Here is a 25,704-nt window from a genome sequence, read left to right as displayed (position 1 = left end):
ACATCCCGACAAACGTAATAACCCCGGAGCGAATCCGGGGTCGTCAGGATTGGTGCGGCTTAGCAGAGGATGGGAGGGGTGGCAATGGGTGATTCAAATTGCGGTTTTCGCGCACAACTTGAACATGAATAGAAATCATGGTTCCAAACACCCACGGGCTTAGATCAGTGAGAGAATGATGAACTTCAAGAGCGGCGAACTCAACACCTTCTGCCAAACCATTATAAGTGGACAAACATTCACAGGCAATTTTGTGGCAGACAGGGAAAGAATTGAGACTACACTTTATTCGTTTGATAGGCCAATAGAGCTGCAGAGCGACGACACACTCACTCTAAAATCTGCTAGGCTTAGCACGATTTCTCTCTTTCAGCTTTTCCCTTCCCCCGCCAAGCGCCTCTCTTTTCAGGACAGAATTCCAGAGGCCGTACATTCGAACAACATTCAAGCCAATCTAGCACTAGAAGGCCCCGAAGCTTGGCTACTTACAGAGCCCGTTCGCAGCCTGTCATTCGCTATTCCCGGCGCTTCAACGATTTTTGAAAACAAGGAAAAGTTCCAGCTTCTGAAAAATCCGGAAACAGCCTCATGCAGCCGGGAACTATTCAAAATCCATACAGGAAACCTTAGTGTAGTTGTCGCCTACTCCGCAAAATACGACCGGCTCACTGGCCTACTCAGCAATTTTAAACCCCACTTCACAGTGGATTTTGATCGCCCAGTAGACCTGATGGACTACCGCCGTATAATCAACTGTATAGTCGCGTTTTGCTCTCTGAACCTCGGAGTTCACCTTTCAGCCCAAAATGTCAGAATAAGCAAACTCTCCCTCGCGGACATCGAGGCGGCAAACAAGGATGGTACTTTTCAGACATCGTTTCAGGTTTTTCAACTTCAAAGCGCAGAAAGTGTACGCGACGAGGTCACGCAAAGAATCATCTCTCCCTTCAATTGCCATAATAAGCACGAAATTGAACTCCTCAGCGCAGCGTTGACCAAATGGATCTCCCGCTCTGACAATTGGTACGGAACGTACGCTTTGGCAATGGGTGCTTTTGGGATGCAGCGCACTTCCGGAGAGCAACGGCTTTTAAATGCATGCAAATGGCTTGAAGAAATACCCACCGCGAAGGCCCAAAAATCAATCGACAAGACACATATTAACGAGATCGCTAAGGCTGCTTGCTTAAAGGCTGAGGAACTCGGTCTTTCACACATGGAGCATCGGATCCCTAACGCCTTGTCCAGAATTCGGGAGGAAAGCAGGTCTACCAGGTTTTCTCGACTGATAACGCACGCGTGGGGCAGAATAGGATTACCCCAAGGAATTGATCCAACCCTTTCACATCTGAAAAAGGCGTATAAGTTTCGCAACCCCGCAGCTCACGGTTACTTGGACACTTCCCCGAGCGGCTCCTCAAAGGAGCTTCTCGACGCAACTGAAGCAATGGAAGCGCTGTGCTTCCTTCTTTCCCTAAGAGAACTTCACGAAGATGACGCTGTTAACAATCGAGTACAGCTACATCCAATTGTAAAGGCCTATAGAAGCGTACTATTCAGTGAATAGGTAGGCGATGCGATTCCCTGCAAGCCGCGCCAGCGCCATCACGCGGGGTGGCTCTCTCAACGCCCACGTTTGGCAGTTTATCCCGCCAAATCCGTAGAAGCTCACCGACAGGCACAGCATCAGCGAAAGCGCCGCCCCATGGGGGCGGGTCATGCCGGAGGCATGCCTTCGGCATGACGCTGGCGCGGTGGCCTGCCCCTCCCCGTCACACCACGGGCTTGCCTTTGGCGAAACGGGAGGGCGCATCACGCCCACCCTGGGTCAGGCGCTGACCTTCGCAGTATTCACCAACGAAAAAGGCCCCCGCTTTCGCAGGGGCCTTCTTAAGTCTCAGACAAACAGATCTCAGAGTCCGGTGGACACGTCGATGGTGTTGCCTTCTTCCAGGGTCACATAGGCTTTTTTCACGTCCTTGCGACGGCCGATCTGGCCGCGGAAACGCTTGACCTTGCCCTTGGTGATGGTGGTGTTGACCGCTTTGACCTTCACACCAAAGAGCGCCTCGACGGCTTCTTTGATCTGGGGCTTGTTGGAGTCGATCGCCACTTCAAACACCACTGCACCGGTTTCGGATGCCATGGTTGCTTTTTCGGTGATGATCGGCTTGCGGATCACGTCGTAGTGTTCTGCCTTCGCGCTCATTTCAGGCGAGCCTCCAGTGCTTCGACACCTGCTTTGGTGAGCACCAGGGTGTCACGCTTCAGGATGTCATAGACGTTTGCGCCCATTGTCGGCAGGATATCCAGACCTTCGATGTTGCGCGCGGCGCGGGCGAAGCCCTCGTCCACGGATGCACCATCGATGACCAGCGCGCGCTTCCAGCCCAGGTCCTTGACCTGCTTGGCCAGAGCGGCTGTCTTGCCTGCGGAATCGGCGTTTTCAATAACGACCAGTTCACCCGCTTTTGCTTTGGCGGACAGCGCGTGGCGCAGACCCAGCTTGCGGAATTTCTTGGTCAGATCGTGGCCGTGCGAACGCGGGGTCGGACCCTTGTAGATACCACCCTTGCGGAAGATCGGCGCGTTACGGTCACCGTGACGTGCGCCACCAGTGCCTTTTTGGCGATAGATCTTCTTGGTCGAGTAGGAGGTCTCGGACCGCGTCTTGACCTTGTGCGTGCCGGCCTGCGCGTTGTTACGCTGCCAGCGCACCACACGGTGCAGGATGTCGGTGCGCGGCTCGAGGCCGAACAGCTCTGCATCCAGCTCGATGTCGCCGGCTTTGCCGCCGTCCAGTTTGATCACATCAAGTTTCATGCTTCACCACCTTCCGCGGAGACTTCTTCCGCTGCAGCCGACTTCAGAGCTGCCGGATAGGGCAGACCTTCGGGGGCTTTCTTTTTCACGGCGTCTTTAACGGTGACCCAGCCACCTTTGGAGCCGGGAACGGCGCCTTTGATCATGATCAGGCCACGATCGGCATCGGTCTTGACGACTTCAAGGTTCTGAGTGGTCACGCGGGCAGCACCCATGTGGCCGGCCATTTTCTTGCCTTTGAAAACCTTGCCGGGATCCTGACACTGACCGGTCGAACCGTGGGAACGGTGGGAGATCGACACACCGTGCGAGGCGCGCAGACCACCAAAGTTCCAGCGCTTCATCGCACCGGCAAAACCTTTACCGATGGAGGTGCCGGTCACGTCAACCTTCTGACCTTCGAGGAAGTGCTCGGCGGAGATTTCCGCACCCACTTCGATCAGGGCGTCCGCAGGCACGCGGAATTCAACCAGCTTGCGCTTGGGCTCAACCTTCGCTGCTGCGAAGTGGCCGCGCATGGCTTTGGAGACGCGCTTGACCTTGGCCGAACCTGCACCGAGCTGAACGGCGGTGTAGCCGTCTTTTTCCTCGGTGCGCTGTGCGGTCACTTGCAGGCCGTCCAGCTGAAGAACGGTCACAGGAACCTGCTTGCCGTCTTCGAGGAACAGCCGGGTCATGCCGACTTTCTTTGCGATAATACCAGAGCGCATATGTTTACCCTCCGATCTTAGGATTGCAGCTTGATTTCGACGTCCACACCAGCGGCGAGGTCGAGCTTCATCAGCGCGTCCACGGTCTGGGGGGTCGGATCAACGATGTCCAGGAGCCGCTTGTGGGTGCGGATCTCGAACTGGTCACGAGATTTCTTGTCAACGTGCGGGCCACGCAGAACGGTGAATTTCTCAATCTTGTTCGGCAGGGGGATCGGGCCGCGCACCTGCGCGCCGGTCCGCTTGGCAGTGTTCACGATTTCCTGCGTGCTGGCGTCCAGTACGCGGAAGTCGAATGCCTTCAGCCGGATACGGATATTTTGGCTTTGCATAGTCATGCCTTTTTTTCAGGCGTTGGGGTTGAGAGGAGGGCAAGCGACCACCGCGCACCCTCATCGAACCCAAAAGGCGGGAATCACCCCGCCTCATCCCCGCAGAGCGGGATGGCGCCGTATACGCCTGATAGCCGTGTGTGGCAAGGGGTTCCGCACCGAGACGTTTGCGTTTGGGGCGGGCGACGGGTTTGGGTTTGTTAAGTCGAGATGAAAGAGCAACTACTTTGCCCAACGAGCAAAATTATGTTCCCAAAATTTTCTTGCATCATGGGCCGCATGCACTTCATGGTGAATGATCAAGGAGCGCGCTTCCTCGGAGGATAGAGTACGCGTAGTGAGATATGCCGAACACATTTTCTCCAAGAGACTTACAACAGCTTCAGCCAGCTCCACGACGTCAGACACCTTTGTGTTGGTTTCCATTTCTCTAAAAATGGTCTCCAAATCTGAATGCGCTACCGCCTTTTTACGAAGACATACAATTTCATCGAGTCTTTCTTCGTTGTGTCGGTCAAAATCCTTAAACTCGATTTTGAGGCTAGCAATCCCAGTGGATACGTCGCTACTGTACAATTTGTAGAGGTCATTCTTAGTCCCGCGTAGACCATAGCCACTCTGGTCATGAATCGCACGGCATGAGAATAGCGCCACGTCGCATAGAGTCGACCGTAAGCTACTCTTGCAACTGGATTATTGTGTGGGTCTGAAAGTGTGCCGCCAGACTTCTCTTTCTCTTCCAGATAACCGGTTTGAACCTCTACATAGCACCGAACGTATGCAGCAGCTTTTCTTGCTGCGCTTGCCTCTTCCACCCAAAACTGGAGGCCTAGCAATATGTCCTCAGATGAATGTTCGCTTTTTTGCACCGTTCAATCACCTAGTTTGAAAAATCATCTACTTACTGCACATAAGCATGGCGTGGACAGTGTTTCCATGCCTGGAGTACAGGCGCTATTGCATCTCCCCCGGAGCTAACGCTCCCTGCGGCCTCAAAAGCTCCGCTGGAGCTTTTGCAAGACGGCCTCCGGCCCCTGGCCGGTCTCTGCCCCGCCGACCTCAGCGCATAGAAAAAGGCCGCCCCGTTTGGAGCGGCCTTTCTTTTGTTTCACCGGTGTGGCTCTCGGCGATTTTCTAGCGAAAACCAGCTGTCACCACTGGCCAGAGTTTCCTATGGAAACTCGACCTTAGTCGGTGATTTTCGACACAACGCCGGCGCCGACGGTGCGGCCGCCTTCGCGGATGGCGAAACGCAGGCCGTTTTCCATCGCGATCGGTGCGATCAGCTCAACGTCGAACTTCAGGTTGTCGCCCGGCATAACCATCTCGGTGCCCTCAGGCAGGGTCACGGTGCCGGTCACGTCGGTGGTGCGGAAGTAGAACTGCGGACGGTAGTTCGCGAAGAACGGGGTGTGACGACCACCTTCTTCTTTGGTGAGGATATAGGCCTCAGCTTCGAACTTGGTGTGCGGCTTCACAGAACCCGGCTTACACAGAACCTGACCACGCTCAACGCCGTCACGGTCCACACCGCGCAGCAGCGCGCCGATGTTGTCGCCAGCTTCACCACGATCCAGCAGCTTGCGGAACATTTCCACACCGGTACAGGTGGTGGTGGAGGTGTCACGGATACCAACGATTTCGATCGAGTCGCCAACGTTGATCACGCCGCGCTCAACACGACCGGTCACAACGGTACCACGACCGGAGATCGAGAACACGTCTTCGATCGGCATCAGGAACGGCTGGTCAACAGCGCGCTCAGGGGTGTCGATGTAATCGTCAACAGCCGCCATCAGTTCCTTGATCTTCTCTTCGCCGATTTCAGGCTTGTTGCCTTCCATCGCCGCCAGAGCCGAACCTGCAACGATCGGGATATCGTCGCCGGGGTAGTCGTAGGAAGACAGCAGTTCGCGGATTTCCATTTCGACCAGCTCCAGGAGCTCTTCGTCGTCAACCTGGTCCACTTTGTTCATGAACACGACCATCTTCGGGATGCCAACCTGGCGGCCCAGCAGGATGTGCTCGCGGGTCTGCGGCATCGGGCCGTCAGCAGCGTTCACAACCAGGATCGCGCCGTCCATCTGCGCCGCACCGGTGATCATGTTCTTCACATAGTCAGCGTGGCCGGGGCAGTCGACGTGGGCGTAGTGACGGGCTTCGGTCTCATATTCCACGTGCGCGGTCGAGATGGTGATCCCGCGCGCTTTCTCTTCAGGTGCGCCATCGATCTGGTCGTAGGCTTTGAAGTCACCAAAATACTTGGTGATCGCTGCGGTCAGCGTGGTCTTGCCGTGGTCAACGTGGCCGATGGTGCCGATGTTGACGTGCGGTTTTGTACGTTCAAACTTTTCCTTAGCCATGAGAGGCCTCCTTTTCGTGTTGAGAAGGGCACGCGCCGTGGCGCGAACCCCTCAATATCTGTTCGCTTATGCGAATTTCGCCTGGATCTCGTCAGAGATGTTCTGCGGAACCGGATCGTAGTGATCGAACTGCATGGTGAACTGGGCGCGGCCCGAGCTCATCGAACGCAGGGTGTTGATGTAGCCGAACATGTTCGCCAGCGGCACAAATGCATCGATCGCAATTGCGTTGCCGCGGGGCTCCTGTCCGGTCACCTGACCACGACGCGAGGTCAAATCGCCGATGATGCCACCGGTGTAATCCTCAGGTGTGATAACTTCCACCTTCATGATCGGTTCCAGCATCTTGGCGCCAGCTTTGCGCATGCCTTCACGCATACACATACGTGCTGCGATTTCGAAGGCCAGAACGCTGGAGTCAACGTCGTGGAACTTACCGTCGATCAGGGCAACCTTGAAGTCGATCACGGGGAAGCCAGCCAGCGGGCCGCTATCCATGACGGACTGAACGCCCTTTTCAACACCGGGGATGTATTCCTTCGGAACCGCACCACCAACGATGCGGGATTCGAAGGAGTAACCTTCGCCAGGCTCTGTCGGCGAGATGATCATCTTCACTTCGCCGAACTGACCCGAACCACCCGACTGTTTCTTGTGGGTGTAGGTATGTTCAACTTCGTGACCGATGGTCTCACGATAAGCAACCTGCGGCGCACCGATGTTGGCTTCGACCTTGAATTCACGCTTCAGACGGTCAACCAGGATGTCCAGGTGAAGTTCGCCCATGCCCTTCATGATGGTCTGACCGGACTCGATGTCGGTCTCCACGCGGAAGGACGGATCTTCAGCAGCAAGACGCTGCAGACCCTGGGACATTTTCTCCTGGTCGGCCTTGGTTTTCGGCTCAACCGCGATCTCAATCACCGGATCCGGGAAGGTCATGGTTTCCAGAACCACAGGATCGTTGACGGCGCAGAGCGTGTCACCGGTTGTGGTGTCTTTCAGACCTGCCAGTGCGATGATGTCGCCTGCAAACGCTTCCGTGATTTCCTCACGGTCGTTGGAGTGCATCATCATCATCCGGCCAACGCGCTCTTTACGACCTTTGGTCGAGTTCAGCAGCGTGTCGCCCTTGTTCAGCACACCGGAATAGATCCGGGTGAAGGTCAGCGAACCGACAAAGGGGTCATTCATGATTTTGAACGCCAGACCCGAGAACGCCATGTCGTCGTCCGCACGGCGGGCGATGTCACGGGTTTCGGTTTCATCACCGGGTTTGAAGCCCATGTAATCAACAACGTCCAGCGGGCTGGGCAGGTAGTCGATCACAGCGTTGAGCAGAGGCTGGACGCCTTTGTTCTTGAATGCGGAACCACCCAGGACCGGAACGAAGTCCAGTGCCAGTGTGCCCTTGCGCAGCAGAGCGCGCAGGGTCGCGACGTCCGGCTCAGCGCCGTCCATCAGGTAGTTTTCCATCGCAGCGTCGTCTTGCTCAACGGCCGCTTCGATCATCTTACCGCGCCATTCGTCGGCCATGTCTTTCAGGCTGTCACGGATCGGAGCTTTGATCCACGACGCGCCAAGGTCTTCACCCTGCCACAGCCATTCTTCCATGTTGACCAGATCAACCAGGCCTTCCAGCTCGGTTTCTGCGCCGATCGGAATACCAACCGGAACCGCGCGGGCGCCAGTACGGTCTTCGATCATGTTAACGCAGTTGAAGAAGTCAGCGCCGATCTTGTCCATCTTGTTGACGAACACCATACGCGGAACCTTGTAGCGGTCAGCCTGACGCCACACGGTTTCGGTCTGGGGCTCAACACCAGCGTTGGCGTCCAGAACACAGACAGCACCGTCGAGAACCGCCAGCGAACGCTCAACTTCGATGGTGAAGTCAACGTGGCCGGGGGTGTCGATGATGTTCAGGCGGTGCTTGGGCGAGTCAGCAGTTTCACCGTCTTCGGTGCGTTCCCAGAAGGTGGTGGTCGCAGCCGAAGTGATGGTGATGCCGCGTTCCTGCTCCTGCTCCATCCAGTCCATGGTGGCTGCACCATCGTGCACCTCACCGATGTTGTGGGATTTGCCGGTGTAATACAGGATGCGCTCGGAGCAGGTGGTTTTACCTGCATCGATGTGCGCCATGATACCGAAGTTACGGTATAGTTCGAGCGGATATTCGCGTGCCATAGGTTTGGGTCCCCTAGCTTACCAGCGATAATGGGAGAAGGCTTTGTTGGCCTCTGCCATCTTGTGGGTGTCTTCGCGCTTCTTCACGGCGGTACCGCGGGACTGAACAGCGTCCAGCAGCTCACCGGCGAGGCGTTCTTCCATGGTATTTTCGTTGCGTGCGCGGGCCGCTTTGATCAGCCAGCGGATCGCCAGGGCTTCGCGACGCTCGGGGCGCACTTCGACAGGCACCTGGTAGGTTGCACCACCCACACGACGCGAACGCACTTCGACGGAAGGCTTCACGTTGTCCAGGGCTTCGTGGAACACTTCCACGGGGGCACGTTTGATTTTCGATTCAACGCGGTCGAATGCGTTGTAAACGATGCTTTCTGCGACCGATTTTTTACCATCGATCATCAGGTTGTTCATGAATTTGGTCAGAACGCGGTCGCCAAACTTGGCGTCGGGCAGGACTTCGCGTTTCTCAGCAGCGTGACGGCGAGACATTTATCAATATCCTTCTTATTTAGGACGCTTCGCGCCGTACTTCGAACGGCGTTGCTTACGGTCTTTGACGCCCTGGGTATCCAGAACACCACGCAGGATGTGGTAACGGACACCGGGAAGGTCTTTTACACGGCCGCCACGGATCAGAACCACGGAGTGCTCCTGAAGGTTGTGGCTTTCACCCGGGATGTAGGAGATCACTTCGAAACCGTTGGTCAGGCGGACCTTCGCAACTTTCCGCATAGCGGAGTTCGGTTTCTTCGGTGTGGTGGTATACACACGGGTGCAGACGCCGCGCTTTTGCGGACACTGTTCCAGGTGCATGGACTTAGAGCGTTTTACTTTCGGCTGCCGCGGCTTGCGGATCAGCTGTTGGATCGTTGGCATTCCGGTTCTTTCCCCGTCTCAACAACACATGTGTCATGCACGTCCTTGAACGTACGGCTAAATTCGTCGCACTTACGCGTCCGCAAGCGCAAAAACCGCAATCGTTTCCATTCCGAGGTAAACGACGCGGTGGGTTTACAGAGGATCCGCGCAAATAGGCGCACGAGATCTTGGGCCACTTAGATTTTGATATCGGCTTTTGGGGCGACCCCCGGGTGCCGGATAGGCGGGCGTATATGGGGAGTCGCGGGGGATGTCAACAGCGGCCACCGGCGCGCTCAACACCGACAGGTGTGACAAACGCCGGGAGGGAACCGGTGCGAGTAGCTTGCTTGTCTGCACAACCAGCGCGGTGCATAGTTCCGGACGACGACCAGGCCGATATGAGAGGCCGTGGATGCGAGGGTCTACAGCAATGCAGGTCATAGGTCTATGCCGGTTTTCCTACCCGGCCATCGGCGGCTTTCAGGTGGAGCATGACAGTTTAGAGGCGCGCATTGCCTATCTCTATGCACAGGCGCGTCTGGAAGAGCGGTTTCATCTGATGGAGACCGTCGCCCTGCCCTGCCTGCGCGCTCAGACCGATCCGAATTTCACACTGGTGATTGTCATCGGCGACAGCCTACCGGAGGTACACATCGCGCGACTGCGCGCGTTAACAGCGGACATGCCGCAGGTGAAGATCCGCGCCCTCCCCCCAGGTCCGCACAGACAGGTGATGAAACAGGTGCTGAATGACGCCCGCCACGACCCCAACGCCCCCTGTTTGCAGTTTCGCCATGATGACGATGATGCGGTGTCAGTCGATTTCGTTGAACGGCTGCGACAAACCGCTCAAGACTGTCGGCCGCTGATTGCGCGCAACCAGACCCTCGCAATTGATTTCTGCAAGGGATTCACCGCCCGTTTCCAACCGGATGGGATTTATGCCGCCGAAGTGCACCGCCCCTATTTTGTGGCCGCAATGGGCATGTATGTCGCGGGGGGATGCAAGCAGAGCATCATGAATTTCGCCCACCACAAGATCGCCCGCTTCATGCCCAGCATCACGATCCCGAATGCGCCGATGTTCGTCCGAACGCTCAATGCCTCCAACGACTCTCGCCAGAAAGGCGCCAAGGAGCCGGAGTTGACCCGTCTCACCCCCGAGCAGGAAGGTGCATTCGAGGCGCGCTTTGCGATCACGAGGTAAGATGTGTCATTCCGGTGGTGACAGGTCTGGCGTGGCGGCGCGCCGCGGGCGTTCGCGCAACAGGCTGAAGACGCCCGCCCCCACAACAATCGCCGCCCCCAGAAGAGTCAGCGCATCAGGCCAGGTGTCAAACATGAGCCACCCCAACAGCAGCGCCCATAGCAGTCCAGTATAGCGGAACGGCGCAACCGCCGCGACATCGCCCACCCGCATCACCATCACTGAAAACAGATAGCCGATAAAGATACAGCCCGCTGCCAACAGCAGGATCAGCGTGGTCGAAAGGGTCAGCGGCTGCCATGTCTCCTGTAGGCCAAGCCCGAGGCCAAACATCAACACCGACACAGCCGCCATCAATGTGACCGTCAACGATGGCACGGCCGCCGACATACGCCGGGTAAAGAGATCACGAGCCGTGATGCAGATCACCGCCGCAAGCGCGTAGCCTGTGCCCGTATCAAATCCATCAGCGCCCGGACGTACGATCAACAGCATGCCAAAAAAGCCAACCCCGATGGCGGTCGCCCGTCGCCAGCCGACCTGCTCTCCGAACAGCAGCACGGCCGCCAGCGTCACTGTGAGCGGCAGCATCTGCAAGATGGCCGTCACATTCGCAATTGGCAGGGTCAACAGCGCGCTGAGAAAGAAATAAGTGGTGGCGATTTCAGCAAGGCTGCGCCCTGCAACCAAGGCCCAGTCACGCCGTGAGAGCGACAGACGCAATCCGCCATAGCTCCGCGCCAGCGCATAGATCAGCAGGCTGACGGCCACACCGCGCACCACAAGGATCTGCGAGAGGGGCAGGCTTTGTCCGGCAAGTTTGACCATCCCGTCGTTCAGGGTGAAGCCCGCCATGCTGCCGACCATCAAGAGCGCGCCCAGCTGGTTTCCAGTCAGCCGAGAGATCACGGCAACACGTCGCGCAATTGATCCGGTGTCATAGCGAAATGGCGGTCCAGTGCTGTGGCGATCTGCGTGTCCGACATCTTATGTGTAATCCCCATTTGCGCCGGACGGGATTTGTTGTCGCCATGAATCGTGCGCAGAAAGCCGGGTGTAGAAATGTCAGAATATGTGTTCCAATGCTGCGCGTAGCGGCGGTGATTGTAGCGATAGGGATTGTCGCGGTACTCCACCGGAGCCACAAGCGCGGCCCCTACCGACAGCGGCGCCTTCTCGCAGGCGTCGAAAATCTCATCCGTCGGGCCATCCGGCCCCTGAGTGCGCCGCAGGTAAAGGCCGCGGTTGTTGGCCAGGATGAAAGGCGTGTCGCCGCTCTGCAGGGGGATCAGCCCCATGGCGAGGCGGCGATTGCGCGCGACATAATCCAAATCCACCGCATCGTCATCATCCAGCCGGAACATCAGCCGATGCGTCGCACCATCAAGTGGAACCGCGTTATAACCCTGCTTCAGCATTCGATAATGGGTACCGGGGCCGACGGGCATCAGCGTTATATTGGTGGCAGGCTCCAGCAGACGCGCAAGGCGCTCCAAATAGGCCTCGGGCATATCTTCGGCGGTGAGGAGGATCAGATGAAACCCCTGATCGCTCTGGCGCAGAAGGGAGCGCAGACACAGCCGTTCGAACACCCGAAACCGCAGCTCCATCCGCTCTGGCGCGAAGAGATGGGCCGCCGTATCCCCAAGCGTGGCAAAACGTTCGGAATAGTAAGTCGGGGTCAGCACCGAGAAGCGCACCAAGCCAACAACGCTGAGTTTGATATCCATTCTTCGCTGTCCTGTTACGGCCCGACGGGGCTCTTCGTCATCCGCAGCAAGAGACCATTCCCGGCGCGAATTGGGAAGATCCTAAATCGTGCGAACCGCGCGGTCGGCCCGCAAGCGAAGTCGGTGCAACGAAAAACGAGATGTCCGCACATCGCGTTGGTCCGCTTCGAGCCCATAACTACCGCTGCTGCGTTCTGCATCAATGTCGGTTTTGCCACCAAAATCCTTAATCAAGCCAAGTTCTCCGCAGCTTGTCTTACGTGGTCGATAAAAGCCCTTTGTTTGAGCGTCGCGCCGCGGCGGCTCGGATAGATTGCCGACAGAGGCACACTTGAAGCACTCCAATTTGGTAGGACAGCGGAAAGAAGGCTGGAGGCGCACTCTGCGTGTACAGCATAGGCCGGAAGCATCGCGATACCGCCACCTGCGATAGCCAGGTTTCGAAGGGTTAGAAAGTCGTTAACGACGACATCCCCATTGGCCGCGAAATCTATGACTTCTCCGTCTCGCTGTAGTTTCCACCGGGAGGTTTTGAACCCGCTGCGCATTATCAAGCACCGATGGTGCTGCAAATCCCTGGGCAGCTGAGGGTTGCCCGAACTGCGCAAGTAGCCGGGGCTGGCATAGAGACCAAAAGGAAACGTCCCTATGGCTTGTGACATCATCGAGGAATCCGGCTTTTCACCAATGCGGAATGCAAGATCAAAGCCATCCTCAATCAGGTTTGCCCTCATGTTCGTCAATTCCAGGATGACTTGAACTTTGGGGAACTGCTGACCATAGGCCGCTATCGCTGGCGCAATGATTTGCTGCCCGACCAGTACCGAGGCTGACACCCTCAGTTCCCCTGCCGGTTCTCCCAGGCTTGTCTCAACAACAGCGTCGGCAGCATTGGCTTCTTCTACCATCAAACGACAGTAATCGGCGTAACGTATACCAATCGACGTCAGCCGACTGCTGCGGGTGTTGCGCTCGATCAATTGAACACCGAGGCGGTCTTCCAACCGAGAAAGCCTGCGGCTGACGTTCGACTTCGGAAGCTTCATCTTTTTGGCAGCACCCGTAATGCTACCAGCCTGCGCAATGGCTGCAAAAACGGCCAAATCGTTTAAGTCTCTATGTTCCATTTTTAGAATTTTCTTTTGCCATTTTGCTCAATTGATCCACAAATGGAATAGTCTCATATTCTGACCAAGCAATGCAACACGCTTGATTGGACACGCTATGACATCGCAAAGTTTGGAAATTCTGCACCGCGATATGCTAACGGAAGGCGGCTTCGCGGGCTTGAAGGAACACCGTCTTGTAACCGGCAAAAAGCTCTGGGGTGACCGCGCCAATCCGGATGCCTGGGATGGCATCGGTAACTTTGTTTATCTGGCTGATGCGCGGTTTAATCCCAAAGGTGAAACAACCATGCATCCACACAAAGAGATCGATGTGATCTCTGTCATGGTGGAAGGCCGCATCGCGCATCAGGGGTCTTTGGAACACGGCGGATCGCTCGACACCAACGACGCACAGGTCCAACGGGCTGGCGGCGAAGGGTTCAAACATAACGAAGTGAACCCTGATGAAACCCAGAACCGGATGCTTCAACTTTGGGTCATGCCCGAAGTGAAAGGCGAACCAGCCGGGTACAAAAAGTTCAGCCCGACATGGGGTGAAACAGTCCGTATTTATGGCGGTTTGCCTGACCACACGAAGTCTTTCTCGGCCAAAACCACCATCGACGTGGCCATGCTTACCGCAGGGCAGAGCATCGAACTGACAGCTCCTTACTTGGCCTATGTCGCCAAAGGCGATGGACAATTTAAAACAACGGATCTGACCGGTGGCGATCTGATCCGTGGTGCCAATGGCACCTTCACAGCCATGACCGACGTTCAATTCATTCTGGTCGGCACACTGGCCTAACCTCCCCAACCCAACCGAAAGGGCACTCCCATGTCTGATAAGTTTTCAGAATTCCTGACACCAGATAACGCTGTATTGGCGATGATCGATCACCAAACTGGTTTGCTCGCCAGTGTGCGTGACATTCAGCCTGAAACCCTGCGCAAGAACATCAACGGTCTGACCAACATGGCCAAAACCGCAGGTATTCCATCGGTGGTCACAGCATCCCTGTCGGAAGGTCCCAATGGCCCGATCCTGTCGGACATCACCAACGTGCTTGGCGATACCGTGATCAACCGCGCTGGCGAAATCAACGCATGGAAATCTCCAGATTTCAAAGCCGCGATCGAAGCAACAGGTCGCAAGAAGATCATTATGGCGGGCATTGTCACGGATGTTTGCCTGTTGTTTCCTGCGTTGTCGGCGGTTGCCGAAGGTTACGACGTCTATGCCGTCGTTGACGCCTCAGGAACATGGGATGAAGTGACCCGTGATGCCGCCATGCTGCGGATGAGTCAGGCCGGTGTGAAAGTCACAACTTGGGGCTCTGTGCTGGCCGAGGTTATGGACGATTGGCGCAACCCGGTGGGGTATCCGCTGGGCGGCGTTCTGGGCGCCCACACCGCCTATGGCCTTGTTTATGAGAGCTATCTAGCACAGCAAGCCCAACAAGACTCTGCTGAGTAAAAGAAACAAAGACCCCAGTGGTTCATACTGCTGGGGCACCCAACCGGGAGGTCATGATGGCTGGTAGATTGATTGATGGCATATGGACCCGCGAGGGCGACATTCTGGCCTCAGAGGATGGGCATTATCGCCGTCAGGAAACCGATTTCCGAAACTGGATATCGATTGACCCCGGCGCAAAGTTTGCACCTGAAGTGGGCCGATATCACCTCTATGTTTGTTATGCCTGTCCTTGGGCGCACCGCACATTGATCATGCGCAACCTGAAAGGGCTGGAAGACGCGATTTCTGTCTCGCCCGTTGCCCCCATCGTCAACCAAGACGGCTGGGAGTTCACCGATGCTGATGGTGGCTTCCCCGACCACCTTTCCGGCAAGAGGTATCTGCATGAAATCTATACACTCGCCGACCCCACATACACAGGCCGCGTAAGTGTTCCGGTCTTGTGGGATAAAAAGCTAAACACCATTGTCAGCAATGAATCCGCTGAGATTGCGCGAATGCTGAACTCGGCTTTCGTAGGCGTTGCAGGAAATGACACCGACTTTGCACCTGAGGCGCTTCTGGCGGAAATCGGCGAGGTGAATGACCTCGTTTACAGCAAGATCAACAATGGCGTTTACCGTTGCGGGTTTGCCGGAACGCAGACTGCATATGAAGAAGCAGTCACCGATCTGTTCTCGGCGCTGGACACGGTTGAGGCGCGGTTAGAAGGCAGCGGCTATCTGGTGGGTGGTCAGTTGACCGAAGCCGACTGGCGGTTGTTCACAACGCTGATCCGCTTCGATCAGGTCTATGTCGCACTTTTTAAATGCAACATTCGACGGATTGCGGATTACCCAAATCTCTCGGCTCTGCGCCAGAAACTCTATGAGCATGGCGATGTCGCCGACACGGTGAAGTTCGATCAGATCAAGACCCATTATTGGGCGAGCCTGCGCGGTGTAAATCCAAGCGGCATTGTGCCTGCTGGACCGGAGCTGGTGCTATGAGCGATTCAGTCACATTGGCGGTAACGGACCATGTCCCAATGGAGGCCAAGGCTCGCTACGAGGCGCTTGTCGAAGAACTGCACCGATTGTTCGAAGCCCAGAACGGCTTCTTGTCAGTCGATACCGTGCGGCACAGCCGCCCGCATCAGGTCGAGTACACAGTGTTGTCGCGGTGGTCTGATGAAGCCGCTGTGACGCAGTGGCGGGAAAACCCAGCCATTCGCGAGAAGTTGGCCAAGATCGAAGCCATTACAGGTGGCCCCGCGCAGCATGTGCAGGCCATTGGCTTAGGGATGTGGGTGGATCATGCGGAGGGATCGGCCCCACATTTGCCACCAGCATGGAAGCGCACGGCCATGAGCGCCGCTGCCGTCTACCCGATGTTGATGCTTTTGATGGCGCTGAGTTCACCCATCATTGGTGGCTTGCCGCAGTTTCTTCAGGTCTTGATTATCGTGATTGTTCTGTCTGCGCTCTTAACGTGGCCTATTATGCCGTGGCTCAGTAAAGTGCTGCGCCCTTGGCTGATGGCAAGATAATTCAGAAAGCTGCGAAAATGCTCCTCGATTATGATCTGCCTGAGTATCATGTCAGCAAGCGCAAAGCGCTTCCGTCCTCGGTAAAAGAGACTTTGTTGGAAAGCACACGATCCGAGTGGGAAGATCACCCGCGTTTTGGTGGCAAAGCAAGCTTCTTTATGTCGATCCATCGCAACCTGCTGGATGGCGCTGCACAGCTGTCGCGTGGGATTGAGCGGCTTCTGGACGTGCCTGCCAGTGATGTCGGTGAGGCAGTCACACAAATGAATTTGCTGCCGTTTGCCAAGAACCTGATCGGATTTGCACATCATCACCATGAGATCGAAGACCATGGTTACTTCCCTCAATTTGGATTGATGTACCCCGAACTAAACCGTGGGTTTTCTTTGTTGGATGGCGATCACAAGGTATTGGATGCGGCACTGGATGGCACGCAAGCAGCACTGACCCAGCTAAACGATCCCGTGGTCACACGCGACCAACTGATAGGCTTGCATAAGGGTGGCCAAGCACTGGAAAATATCCTCAACCGCCATATCTGGGATGAAGAAGAAGTCATTATCCCAATTTTTTTGCGGCATGGATAAGTGGTCATTGAGCTCGCTTACGTGAAGGTCGGCACCGTCCGCAGAGCGAGCCATCAGGTTTGCGGACATCTCAAAGAAAAAGCCCCCCGCAACATCGGTTGCGAGGGGCTTTTTCATTTCAGATCAGCGTGGATCAATCGCGGCTCTCTGGGGTTTCCACCAGATTGTCGAGGTTATCCTCGGTGGCAACATCATCCATCGACGGGGCAGCCAGTGCGGCGGCGGCTTCGGCCTCCTCGCGGCGTGCCTCAAGGACGACATTGTCACGTCCCTGAGCGATGTTGCGTACCCGCTGAGTGGCACCACCGGTACCAGCCGGGATCAGGCGGCCAACGATGACGTTCTCTTTGAGGCCCACCAGCTTGTCGCGTTTGCCCTGCACCGAAGCCTCGGTGAGAACGCGGGTGGTTTCCTGGAAAGATGCCGCAGAGATGAACGACCGGGTCTGGAGCGATGCCTTGGTGATCCCCAGAAGGATCGGCTCGCCCTGTGCCGGACGCTTGCCGCGTGACAGTGCCTTTTCGTTGGCGGTGTCGAACTCCTGCTTGTCCACATGCTCACCTTTCAGCAGCGTTGTGTCACCGGAGTCGGAGATCTCCCACTTCTGCAGCATCTGGCGAACGATCACCTCGATGTGCTTGTCGTTGATCTTCACACCCTGCAGGCGATAGACGTCCTGAACCTCGTCGATCATGTAGTTGGCCAGAGCCTCGACACCCATGATGGACAGGATGTCATGCGGCGCCGGGTTGCCGTCCATGATGTAGTCGCCCTTCTGGACGAAGTCACCTTCCTGAACCGGAATGTGCTTGCCCTTGGGCACCATGTATTCGACGGGCTCCATCGACTCGTCAGCCGGCTCGATCGAGATGCGACGCTTGTTCTTGTAGTCGCGGCCAAAGCGCACATAACCATCGATTTCGGCGATGATCGCGTGATCCTTGGGGCGACGAGCTTCGAACAGTTCCGCAACGCGCGGCAGACCACCGGTGATGTCCTTGGTCTTGGCGCCTTCACGCGGGATACGCGCGACAACGTCACCTGCCATGATTTGCTGGCCTTCTTCGACCGACAGAATGGCGTCCACGGACATCGGATAGGTCAGCGGGTTGCCCGCATCGCTGCGCACCGGCTCACCATCGCCATCCACCAGGATGATTTCCGGCTTGAGATCGGAGCCCTTCGGAGCCGCACGCCAGTCGATCACGATCTTCTGGGTCATGCCGGTGGCTTCGTCGGTCTCATCCCGCACGGCGATACCGGAGACCAGGTCCACATATTTCGCGGTACCGGGTTTCTCGGCGATGATCGGCAGGGTGTAGGGATCCCATTCGAACAGCTTGTCGCCACGGGCCACGGACTGACCTTCCTTGACGAACAGTTTGGAGCCGTAACCCAGCTTGTGGCTGGCGCGCTCTTCACCGTGCTCGTCCTGAATGATCAGCTTCATGTTCCGACCAACAACCAGGGTCTCGCCGTTGGCGTTCTCCAGGGTCTGCGGCATCTCGAAGACGATCTTGCCCTCTTGCGAGGCTTCGAGGAAGGACTGCTGGCCACCCTGAGCAACGCCGCCGATGTGGAAGGTCCGCATCGTCAGCTGTGTACCGGGTTCACCGATGGACTGCGCGGCGATGATGCCGACGGCCTCACCGGTGTTCACCTGCGTGCCACGGGCCAGGTCACGGCCATAGCACTGGGCGCAGACGCCTTCTTCGGCCTCACAGGTCAGCGGCGAGCGGATACGGGTCGACTGAACGCCGGCCTCTTCCACTGCATCTGCCATGCGTTCGTCGATCAGCTGGCCTACGGCGACGATGATCTCCTCGGTGCCAGGCTTCTTGATATCCTCAGCCGCAACGCGACCCAGAATACGTTCACCAAGCGAGGCCACAACCTCACCGTCGTTGACCGCTGCTTCCGCAGTGATCGCGGCCTCGGTGCCACAGTCACGATCGCGCACAATGCAATCCTGTGCTACGTCCACCAGACGACGGGTCAGGTAACCCGAGTTCGCCGTCTTAAGCGCGGTATCCGACAGACCCTTACGGGCACCGTGAGTCGAGTTGAAGTACTCGAGAACGGTCAGGCCTTCTTTAAAGTTCGAGATGATCGGGGTCTCGATGATGTCGCCATTCGGCTTCGCCATCAGGCCACGCATCCCGCCCAGCTGCTTCATCTGGGTGACCGAGCCACGCGCACCGGAGTGAGCCATCATGTAAACCGAGTTCGGTTCCATTACGGCGCCAGCCTCGTTGCGCTTGTCTGCGGAGATGGTGCCCATCATCGCGTCAGTGACTTTGTCGTTACACTTCGACCAGGCATCGACAACTTTGTTGTACTTTTCACCCTGAGTGATCAGGCCGTCCATGTACTGCTGTTCGAAGTCCTTCACCTGATCACGGGTCTCATCGACCAGCGTCCATTTGGTGTCGGGGATCACCATGTCGTCCTTGCCGAACGAAATGCCCGCCTTGAACGCTTCACGGAAACCCATGGTCATGATCTGGTCACAGAAGATCACGGACTCTTTCTGACCGCAGTAACGGTAGACGGTGTCGATGACCTGCTGAACCTCTTTCTTCCGCAGAAGACGGTTGACCAGCTCGAACGGTGCTTTGACGTTTTTCGGCAGCAGCGCGCCCAGACGGACACGACCCGGGGTGGTCTCAAAACGCTTGAGGACCTCGTTGCCTTCTTCGTCGATCTGAGTGATCCGCGCTGTGATCTTGGTGTGCAGGTGCACTTCGCCGGCGTCCAGCGCGTGCTGAACCTCGTCGATGGTACCAAAGATTTTGCCTTCACCAGGCATGCCTTCGCGTTCCAAGGTCACATAGTAGAGACCCAGGATCATATCCTGCGACGGAACGATGATCGGCGCGCCGTTGGCAGGCGACAGAACGTTGTTCGTGGACATCATCAGGACGCGCGCTTCCAGCTGGGCCTCGAGGCTCAGCGGAACGTGCACAGCCATCTGGTCACCGTCGAAGTCCGCGTTGAACGCTGAGCAGACCAGCGGGTGCAGCTGAATGGCCTTACCTTCGATCAGCGTGGGTTCAAACGCCTGAATGCCAAGACGGTGCAGCGTCGGCGCACGGTTCAGCATAACAGGGTGTTCGCGAATAACCTCGTCGAGGATATCCCAGACTTCGGGACGCTCTTTTTCGACCAGCTTCTTCGCCTGCTTCACGGTGGAGGACAGACCTTTGGCCTCCAGACGCGAATAGATGAAGGGCTTGAACAGTTCGAGCGCCATCTTTTTCGGTAGACCGCACTGGTGCAGCTTCAGCTCGGGGCCGGTCACAATGACCGAACGACCGGAGAAGTCGACCCGCTTACCCAAAAGGTTCTGACGGAAGCGGCCCTGCTTACCCTTCAGCATGTCGGACAGCGATTTCAGCGGACGTTTGTTGGCGCCGGTGATCACGCGGCCACGACGACCGTTGTCGAACAGAGCATCCACGGATTCCTGCAGCATCCGCTTTTCGTTGCGGACGATGATGTCAGGCGCACGCAGCTCAATCAGGCGCTTCAGGCGGTTGTTCCGGTTGATGACGCGACGATACAGATCGTTCAGGTCAGAGGTCGCGAAGCGGCCCCCATCCAGCGGCACCAGCGGGCGCAGTTCCGGCGGGATCACAGGAATGACGGTCATGACCATCCATTCCGGGCGGTTGCCGGATTCCAGGAAGCTCTCAACAACCTTCAGGCGCTTGATGATCTTCTTGGGCTTCAGCTCGCCTGTGGCTTCGGCCAGCTCTGCACGCAGATGCTCGGCTTCGGCTTCCAGATCGATGGCAGCCAGCATTTCACGGATCGCTTCAGCGCCGATGTTGGCGGTGAAGGCGTCCATACCGAACTGGTCCTGGGCGTCCATGTATTCTTCTTCGGTCATCATCTGGCCGTAAGTGAGGTCAGTCAGACCCGGCTCGATGACAACGTAGTTTTCGAAATACAGAACCCGCTCAAGATCGCGCAGGGTCATATCCAGCATCAGGCCGATGCGCGACGGCAGCGACTTGAGGAACCAGATATGCGCAACCGGCGACGCCAGTTCGATGTGGCCCATGCGCTCGCGGCGGACCTTTTGCAGGGTGACTTCCACACCGCATTTCTCGCAGACAACGCCGCGATATTTCATGCGCTTATATTTGCCGCAAAGACATTCGTAGTCTTTGATCGGGCCAAAAATACGCGCGCAGAACAGACCGTCACGTTCGGGTTTGAACGTCCGGTAGTTGATGGTTTCCGGCTTTTTGATCTCGCCGTAGGACCACGACAGGATCCGCTCGGGCGATGCCAGCGACACCTTGATCTCATCAAAGACCTTTGGCGGTGTCAGCGGGTTGAACGGATTATTCGTCAGTTCCTGGTTCATTTTGATACCTCAAATTCGTGCAGAAAGGGGAGAAAGCAAGGGCCGAGGCCCTTACTCCTCACCCTCTGCATCCAGGAGTTCCATATTCAGGCCGAGGCCACGGACTTCTTTCACCAGAACGTTAAACGATTCCGGTACGCCCGCTTCAAAGTTGTCCTCGCCCTTGACGATCGATTCATAGACCTTGGTCCGGCCTGCAACGTCATCCGATTTCACGGTGAGCATCTCCTGCAGGGTGTAGGCGGCGCCATAAGCTTCCAGAGCCCAGACTTCCATCTCACCAAAGCGCTGACCACCGAACTGAGCCTTACCACCCAGCGGCTGCTGGGTAACGAGGGAGTACGGACCGGTCGAACGCGCGTGGATCTTGTCGTCAACCAGGTGGTGCAGTTTCAGAAGATACTTGATGCCGACGGTCACAGGGCGGGCAAACTGCTCGCCGGTGCGGCCATCAAACAGGATCGACTGACCAGAGGTGTCAAAGCCAGCGCGCACCAGAGAGTCGTTGACGTCGGCCTCTTTGGCGCCATCAAAGACTGGTGTTGCGATAGGCACACCACGGGTCACATTGCCGGCGGCCTCGACCAGATCGGTCTCGGTCATATCGGCAATACCTTCACCGTAGACGTCGTCACCATAGGCGTGATGCATCGCTTCACGAACCGGGGTCAGATCGCCGGAGCGACGGTAATCCTGAAGCGCATCATCAATCTTGATGCCTAGACCGCGTGCGGCCCAACCCATGTGGGTCTCCAGAATCTGACCAACGTTCATCCGCGAAGGAACGCCGAGCGGGTTCAGACAGAAATCGACCGGAGTACCATCTGCGAGGAACGGCATGTCCTCCATCGGCACCACTTTCGAGATCACACCTTTGTTTCCGTGACGGCCCGCCATCTTGTCACCCGGCTGAAGCTTGCGCTTCACCGCGATGAAGACTTTGACCATCTTCATCACACCCGGCGGCAGATCATCGCCGCGACGCACTTTCTCGACCTTGTCCTCAAAACGGGCATCCAGGGCACGCTTTTGTGCCTCGTACTGCTCGTTCAGGGCCTCGACGACCTGTGCGCTCTGCTCGTCTTCAAGCGCCAACATCCACCACTGACCACGGCTGAGTGTGTCCAGCAGCTCTTCAGTGATTTCCGAACCGGCGCGAATACCTTTGGGGCCCTTGACTGCGGTTTTACCCAACAGCATGCCACGCAGGCGTGCATAGATGTTGCGATCCAGAATGCCCATCTCGTCGTCCCGGTCACGGGCCAGACGCTCGACTTCTTCACGCTCGATCTGCAACGCACGTTCGTCTTTTTCGACGCCGTGACGGTTGAAGACACGCACTTCGACCACGGTCCCGTAGTCGCCCGGCTTCACGCGCAGCGAGGTGTCGCGCACGTCAGATGCTTTTTCGCCGAAGATGGCGCGCAGCAGCTTTTCTTCCGGGGTCATCGGGCTTTCGCCCTTGGGTGTGATCTTGCCGACCAGAATGTCGCCCGGTTCCACATCCGCACCGATGTAAACGATGCCAGCCTCGTCGAGGTTACGCAGCGCTTCTTCACCGACGTTCGGAATGTCGCGGGTGATCTCTTCCGGCCCAAGCTTGGTATCACGGGCGGCGACTTCGAATTCCTCAATGTGGATCGAGGTAAAGACGTCGTCACGCGCGATGCGCTCGGAGATCAGGATGGAGTCTTCGTAGTTGTAGCCATTCCAGGGCATGAAGGCCACGACGACGTTTTTACCCAGAGCCAGTTCACCCATGTCGGTGGACGGACCATCAGCAATCACTTCGCCCTTGCGGACTTCCTGGCCTACTTTCACCAGCGGACGCTGGTTGATGCAGGTGTTCTGGTTCGAACGCTGGAACTTGCGCATGCGGTAGATGTCCACACCCGCGTCGCCCATTTCGAGATCGGACGTCGCCCGGATCACGATACGCTGTGCGTCGATCTGGTCGATGATACCACCGCGCTTGGCCATGATGGCCGCGCCGGAATCCCGTGCCACGATCTCTTCGATACCGGTACCGACCAGCGGTGCCTCTGCGCGCAGCAGCGGAACCGCCTGACGTTGCATGTTCGAGCCCATCAGAGCCCGGTTAGCATCGTCGTTCTCAAGGAACGGGATCAACGAGGCCGCAACCGATACCAACTGTTTTGGCGAAACGTCGATCAGGTCCACGCTTTCACGCGGGGCCAGGGTGTAGTCGCCGGACTGACGTGTCGAGACCAGATCGTTGATGAACTTGCCATCTTCGTCCAGTGTCGCGTTCGCCTGCGCTACGGTGTGACGCATTTCCTCGGTCGCGGACATGTAGTGAACTTCGTCGGTCACCTTGGCGTCATTGACGACGCGGTAGGGTGTTTCGATGAAGCCGTACTTGTTCACGCGGGCAAAGGTCGCCAGCGAGTTGATCAGACCAATGTTCGGGCCTTCCGGTGTCTCAATCGGGCACATCCGACCATAGTGGGTCGGGTGAACGTCGCGCACCTCAAAGCCAGCACGCTCACGGGTCAGACCGCCAGGCCCAAGCGCCGAAAGGCGACGCTTGTGCGTCACTTCGGAGAGCGGGTTGGTCTGGTCCATGAACTGCGACAGCTGCGAGGAGCCGAAGAATTCACGCACCGCGGCCGCAGCGGGCTTGGCGTTGATCAGATCCTGCGGCATCACGGTGTCGATCTCGACGGAGGACATCCGTTCCTTGATCGCACGTTCCATGCGCAGCAGGCCAACGCGGTACTGGTTTTCCATCAGTTCGCCAACGGAGCGCACACGACGGTTGCCGAGGTGGTCGATGTCGTCGATGTCGCCCTTGCCGTCACGCAGTTCAACCAGCGCTTTGATGCAGGAGATGATGTCTTCCTTGCGCAGGGTCCGCTGAGTGTCCTCAGCATCCAGAGCAAGGCGCATGTTCATCTTCACACGACCAACGGCGGACAGATCATAGCGCTCAGAGTCGAAGAACAACGTGTCAAACAGCGCGGAGGCTGCCTCGACGGTCGGCGGCTCACCTGGGCGCATAACGCGGTAGATATCCATGAGCGCGGTGTCGCGGCCCATGTTTTTATCCTGCGCCATAGTGTTGCGCATATAGGGACCGACGTTGATGTTGTCGATGTCCAGAACCGGGATGTCGGTGATGCCGGCATCGATCAGTTCCTTGACGGTGCCGCCAATCAGCTCGCCGCCCTTGTCGTACTCGAGTGTCAGCTCATCGCCGGCCTCGACGTAGATGGCGCCGTTCTCTTCGTTGATGATGTCCTTGGCGACAAACTTGCCAACAATATGCTCGAAGGGCACCAGTAGGTCGGTGATGTTGCCTTCGTCGATCATCTTCTTAACGGCGCGCGGCGTGACCTTCTTGCCCGCTTCGGCAAAGATCTCACCGGTGGCCGCGTCGACCAGATCATAGGTCGGACGGGTACCGCGCACACGCTCGGGGAAGAACGGCGTAACCCAGCCACGGCTCTTCTCAAGCTTGAAGTTCACGGTGTTGTAATAGGCATCCATGATGCCTTCCTGATCCAGACCCAGCGCATAGAGCAGGGTCGTTACAGGCAGTTTGCGGCGACGGTCGATGCGCGCAAAAACGATGTCCTTGGCGTCAAATTCGAAGTCGAGCCAGGAACCGCGATACGGGATGATGCGGCAGGCAAACAGCAGCTTACCCGAAGAATGCGTCTTGCCTTTGTCGTGATCAAAGAACACGCCCGGCGAACGGTGCATCTGGGACACGATCACACGCTCGGTGCCGTTGACCACAAAGGTGCCGTTCGGCGTCATCAGGGGCATATCGCCCATGTAGACGTCCTGTTCCTTGATGTCCTTTACCGACTTGGCGCCGGTATCTTCGTCGACATCAAAGACGATCAGACGCAATGTGACCTTCAGCGGAGCTGAATAGGTCATGTCGCGTTGCATACATTCCTCGACGTCGTACTTCGGACGCTCGAAGGAATATTTCACGAACTCCAGAACCGACGTCTCATTAAAGTCCTTGATCGGGAATACCGACTGGAACACGCCCATGATGCCTTCGCCGTCGAGCGGCTGTTCTGCATCACCAGAGCGCAGGAAGAGGTCGTAAGAAGATTTCTGGACCTCGATGAGGTTCGGCATGTCCAGGACTTCGCGGATTTTACCGTAGTATTTGCGAAGACGTTTCTGGCCAAGGAACGATTGAGCCATGTCAGATGTCACCTTTCCAATTCTCACTGAGCAAGGATGCCGCCGGGCCCCGGCACCTTGCCCATACGAGACAGCGTGTTCGGATCAATTCATGACCACCTTCCCGAATGGTGGCCTCCCGATCCTTTGAACCTCGCCTGAAAAAACGCCCAGAAGTTTGGGCCCTTTCTAAGACAGGTTCGGCTGGACCCGGTTTTCACCGGGCCCAGCCAAATTTCCGGGAT

General features: G+C 57.0%; 20 protein-coding genes. 7 read left to right on the top strand and 13 right to left on the bottom strand.

The features are described from left to right. The first annotated feature begins 178 nt into the window (after nt 1-178). Nucleotides 179-1,567: a hypothetical protein gene (locus INHI_RS0118615; protein ID WP_027248554.1), complete on the top strand. Its 1,389-nt coding sequence runs from the start codon at nt 179-181 to the stop codon at nt 1,565-1,567. A 345-nt stretch (nt 1,568-1,912) separates the two neighbouring features. Here the strand turns inward: INHI_RS0118615 and INHI_RS0118610 are convergent, their stop codons facing one another. The 8 genes from INHI_RS0118610 to rpsL all read right to left on the bottom strand — a co-directional run bounded on the left by INHI_RS0118610 (nt 1,913) and on the right by rpsL (nt 9,291). Continuing rightward, entirely contained in the window at nt 1,913-2,209 is a 297-nt protein-coding gene (locus tag INHI_RS0118610; RefSeq protein WP_024095825.1) for a 50S ribosomal protein L23, read from the bottom strand. Then, the gene (gene rplD, locus INHI_RS0118605) at nt 2,206-2,823 is read right to left on the bottom strand and encodes a 50S ribosomal protein L4 (protein ID WP_014878913.1); all 618 of its coding nucleotides are present in this window, start codon (nt 2,821-2,823) and stop codon (nt 2,206-2,208) included. Before rplD ends, INHI_RS0118610 begins: the two co-directional genes overlap by 4 nt. After that, nucleotides 2,820-3,533 carry a 50S ribosomal protein L3 gene (gene rplC, locus INHI_RS0118600; RefSeq protein ID WP_014876010.1) on the bottom strand — a complete coding sequence of 238 codons (714 nt, stop codon included), beginning with the start codon at nt 3,531-3,533 and terminating at the stop codon, nt 2,820-2,822. Before rplC ends, rplD begins: the two co-directional genes overlap by 4 nt. A 17-nt stretch (nt 3,534-3,550) precedes the next feature. After that, entirely contained in the window at nt 3,551-3,865 is a 315-nt protein-coding gene (rpsJ, locus tag INHI_RS0118595; RefSeq protein WP_008563081.1) for a 30S ribosomal protein S10, read from the bottom strand. Between the two features lie 1,187 nt (nt 3,866-5,052). Next, nucleotides 5,053-6,228 (bottom strand): elongation factor Tu, encoded by a 1,176-nt coding sequence (tuf, locus tag INHI_RS0118585; RefSeq protein ID WP_014876013.1) that lies wholly within the window; start codon nt 6,226-6,228, stop codon nt 5,053-5,055. A gap of 66 nt (nt 6,229-6,294) precedes the next feature. Beyond that, nucleotides 6,295-8,415, bottom strand: coding sequence for an elongation factor G (fusA, locus tag INHI_RS0118580; RefSeq protein WP_014876014.1), 2,121 nt, complete (start codon nt 8,413-8,415; stop codon nt 6,295-6,297). Nucleotides 8,416-8,433: 18 nt separating this feature from the next. Next, the gene (gene rpsG, locus INHI_RS0118575) at nt 8,434-8,904 is read right to left on the bottom strand and encodes a 30S ribosomal protein S7 (RefSeq protein WP_014876015.1); all 471 of its coding nucleotides are present in this window, start codon (nt 8,902-8,904) and stop codon (nt 8,434-8,436) included. Between the two features lie 15 nt (nt 8,905-8,919). Beyond that, a complete protein-coding gene (gene rpsL / locus INHI_RS0118570; protein ID WP_005621086.1) occupies nt 8,920-9,291 on the bottom strand; it encodes a 30S ribosomal protein S12 in 372 nt (123 codons plus the stop codon). 415 nt (nt 9,292-9,706) lie between these two features. Between rpsL and INHI_RS0118565 the strand changes: the two genes are divergently transcribed. After that, on the top strand, nt 9,707-10,483 hold the full coding sequence (locus INHI_RS0118565; RefSeq protein WP_027248552.1) for a putative rhamnosyl transferase: 777 nt from the start codon (nt 9,707-9,709) through the stop codon (nt 10,481-10,483). Between the two features lie 6 nt (nt 10,484-10,489). Here the strand turns inward: INHI_RS0118565 and INHI_RS0118560 are convergent, their stop codons facing one another. From INHI_RS0118560 to INHI_RS0118545, 3 genes are all read right to left on the bottom strand, one after another. Then, a complete protein-coding gene (locus tag INHI_RS0118560; RefSeq protein WP_415837529.1) occupies nt 10,490-11,338 on the bottom strand; it encodes a DMT family transporter in 849 nt (282 codons plus the stop codon). Nucleotides 11,339-11,388: 50 nt separating this feature from the next. Beyond that, nucleotides 11,389-12,213 carry a glycosyltransferase gene (locus INHI_RS0118555; protein ID WP_027248550.1) on the bottom strand — a complete coding sequence of 275 codons (825 nt, stop codon included), beginning with the start codon at nt 12,211-12,213 and terminating at the stop codon, nt 11,389-11,391. Nucleotides 12,214-12,443: 230 nt separating this feature from the next. Then, nucleotides 12,444-13,340, bottom strand: a complete 897-nt coding sequence (locus INHI_RS0118545) for a LysR family transcriptional regulator (protein ID WP_014876019.1) — start codon at nt 13,338-13,340, stop codon at nt 12,444-12,446. Nucleotides 13,341-13,437: 97 nt separating this feature from the next. Between INHI_RS0118545 and INHI_RS0118540 the strand changes: the two genes are divergently transcribed. From INHI_RS0118540 to INHI_RS20760, 5 genes are read left to right on the top strand one after another with little or no spacing between them, the layout of a single operon-like run. Next, nucleotides 13,438-14,130, top strand: a complete 693-nt coding sequence (locus tag INHI_RS0118540) for a pirin family protein (RefSeq protein WP_081698714.1) — start codon at nt 13,438-13,440, stop codon at nt 14,128-14,130. Between the two features lie 30 nt (nt 14,131-14,160). Further along, nucleotides 14,161-14,799 carry an isochorismatase family protein gene (locus tag INHI_RS0118535; RefSeq protein WP_027248547.1) on the top strand — a complete coding sequence of 213 codons (639 nt, stop codon included), beginning with the start codon at nt 14,161-14,163 and terminating at the stop codon, nt 14,797-14,799. A gap of 56 nt (nt 14,800-14,855) precedes the next feature. Continuing rightward, the gene (locus INHI_RS0118530) at nt 14,856-15,791 is read left to right on the top strand and encodes a glutathione S-transferase family protein (protein WP_027248546.1); all 936 of its coding nucleotides are present in this window, start codon (nt 14,856-14,858) and stop codon (nt 15,789-15,791) included. Then, the gene (locus tag INHI_RS20765; protein ID WP_027248545.1) at nt 15,788-16,330 is read left to right on the top strand and encodes an antibiotic biosynthesis monooxygenase; all 543 of its coding nucleotides are present in this window, start codon (nt 15,788-15,790) and stop codon (nt 16,328-16,330) included. Before INHI_RS0118530 ends, INHI_RS20765 begins: the two co-directional genes overlap by 4 nt. After that, on the top strand, nt 16,312-16,917 hold the full coding sequence (locus INHI_RS20760) for a hemerythrin domain-containing protein (RefSeq protein ID WP_155805616.1): 606 nt from the start codon (nt 16,312-16,314) through the stop codon (nt 16,915-16,917). The genes INHI_RS20765 and INHI_RS20760 overlap by 19 nt, the downstream gene beginning before the upstream one ends. 133 nt (nt 16,918-17,050) lie before the next feature. Here the strand turns inward: INHI_RS20760 and rpoC are convergent, their stop codons facing one another. Further along, nucleotides 17,051-21,292, bottom strand: a complete 4,242-nt coding sequence (gene rpoC, locus INHI_RS0118515) for a DNA-directed RNA polymerase subunit beta' (RefSeq protein ID WP_014876024.1) — start codon at nt 21,290-21,292, stop codon at nt 17,051-17,053. 51 nt (nt 21,293-21,343) lie between these two features. Further along, nucleotides 21,344-25,480 carry a DNA-directed RNA polymerase subunit beta gene (gene rpoB / locus INHI_RS0118510; RefSeq protein WP_014876025.1) on the bottom strand — a complete coding sequence of 1,379 codons (4,137 nt, stop codon included), beginning with the start codon at nt 25,478-25,480 and terminating at the stop codon, nt 21,344-21,346. Between the last annotated feature and the right edge of the window lie 224 nt (nt 25,481-25,704).

Source organism: Phaeobacter inhibens DSM 16374 (assembly GCF_000473105.1).
Taxonomy (GTDB): domain Bacteria; phylum Pseudomonadota; class Alphaproteobacteria; order Rhodobacterales; family Rhodobacteraceae; genus Phaeobacter; species Phaeobacter inhibens.
The sequence above is the reverse complement of the archived record's forward strand: the minus strand, read 5'-3'. Positions and strand labels throughout refer to the sequence as shown.

What these genes read in the sequence shown, in the direction of transcription:
- INHI_RS0118615 (WP_027248554.1), top strand. Translation starts at nt 179, where the DNA reads ATGAACTTCAAGAGCGGCGAACTCAACACCTTCTGCCAAACCATTATA.
- INHI_RS0118610 (WP_024095825.1), bottom strand. Translation starts at nt 2,209, where the DNA reads ATGAGCGCGAAGGCAGAACACTACGACGTGATCCGCAAGCCGATCATC.
- rplD (WP_014878913.1), bottom strand. Translation starts at nt 2,823, where the DNA reads ATGAAACTTGATGTGATCAAACTGGACGGCGGCAAAGCCGGCGACATC.
- rplC (WP_014876010.1), bottom strand. Translation starts at nt 3,533, where the DNA reads ATGCGCTCTGGTATTATCGCAAAGAAAGTCGGCATGACCCGGCTGTTC.
- rpsJ (WP_008563081.1), bottom strand. Translation starts at nt 3,865, where the DNA reads ATGCAAAGCCAAAATATCCGTATCCGGCTGAAGGCATTCGACTTCCGC.
- tuf (WP_014876013.1), bottom strand. Translation starts at nt 6,228, where the DNA reads ATGGCTAAGGAAAAGTTTGAACGTACAAAACCGCACGTCAACATCGGC.
- fusA (WP_014876014.1), bottom strand. Translation starts at nt 8,415, where the DNA reads ATGGCACGCGAATATCCGCTCGAACTATACCGTAACTTCGGTATCATG.
- rpsG (WP_014876015.1), bottom strand. Translation starts at nt 8,904, where the DNA reads ATGTCTCGCCGTCACGCTGCTGAGAAACGCGAAGTCCTGCCCGACGCC.
- rpsL (WP_005621086.1), bottom strand. Translation starts at nt 9,291, where the DNA reads ATGCCAACGATCCAACAGCTGATCCGCAAGCCGCGGCAGCCGAAAGTA.
- INHI_RS0118565 (WP_027248552.1), top strand. Translation starts at nt 9,707, where the DNA reads ATGCAGGTCATAGGTCTATGCCGGTTTTCCTACCCGGCCATCGGCGGC.
- INHI_RS0118560 (WP_415837529.1), bottom strand. Translation starts at nt 11,338, where the DNA reads ATGGCGGGCTTCACCCTGAACGACGGGATGGTCAAACTTGCCGGACAA.
- INHI_RS0118555 (WP_027248550.1), bottom strand. Translation starts at nt 12,213, where the DNA reads ATGGATATCAAACTCAGCGTTGTTGGCTTGGTGCGCTTCTCGGTGCTG.
- INHI_RS0118545 (WP_014876019.1), bottom strand. Translation starts at nt 13,340, where the DNA reads ATGGAACATAGAGACTTAAACGATTTGGCCGTTTTTGCAGCCATTGCG.
- INHI_RS0118540 (WP_081698714.1), top strand. Translation starts at nt 13,438, where the DNA reads ATGACATCGCAAAGTTTGGAAATTCTGCACCGCGATATGCTAACGGAA.
- INHI_RS0118535 (WP_027248547.1), top strand. Translation starts at nt 14,161, where the DNA reads ATGTCTGATAAGTTTTCAGAATTCCTGACACCAGATAACGCTGTATTG.
- INHI_RS0118530 (WP_027248546.1), top strand. Translation starts at nt 14,856, where the DNA reads ATGGCTGGTAGATTGATTGATGGCATATGGACCCGCGAGGGCGACATT.
- INHI_RS20765 (WP_027248545.1), top strand. Translation starts at nt 15,788, where the DNA reads ATGAGCGATTCAGTCACATTGGCGGTAACGGACCATGTCCCAATGGAG.
- rpoC (WP_014876024.1), bottom strand. Translation starts at nt 21,292, where the DNA reads ATGAACCAGGAACTGACGAATAATCCGTTCAACCCGCTGACACCGCCA.
- rpoB (WP_014876025.1), bottom strand. Translation starts at nt 25,480, where the DNA reads ATGGCTCAATCGTTCCTTGGCCAGAAACGTCTTCGCAAATACTACGGT.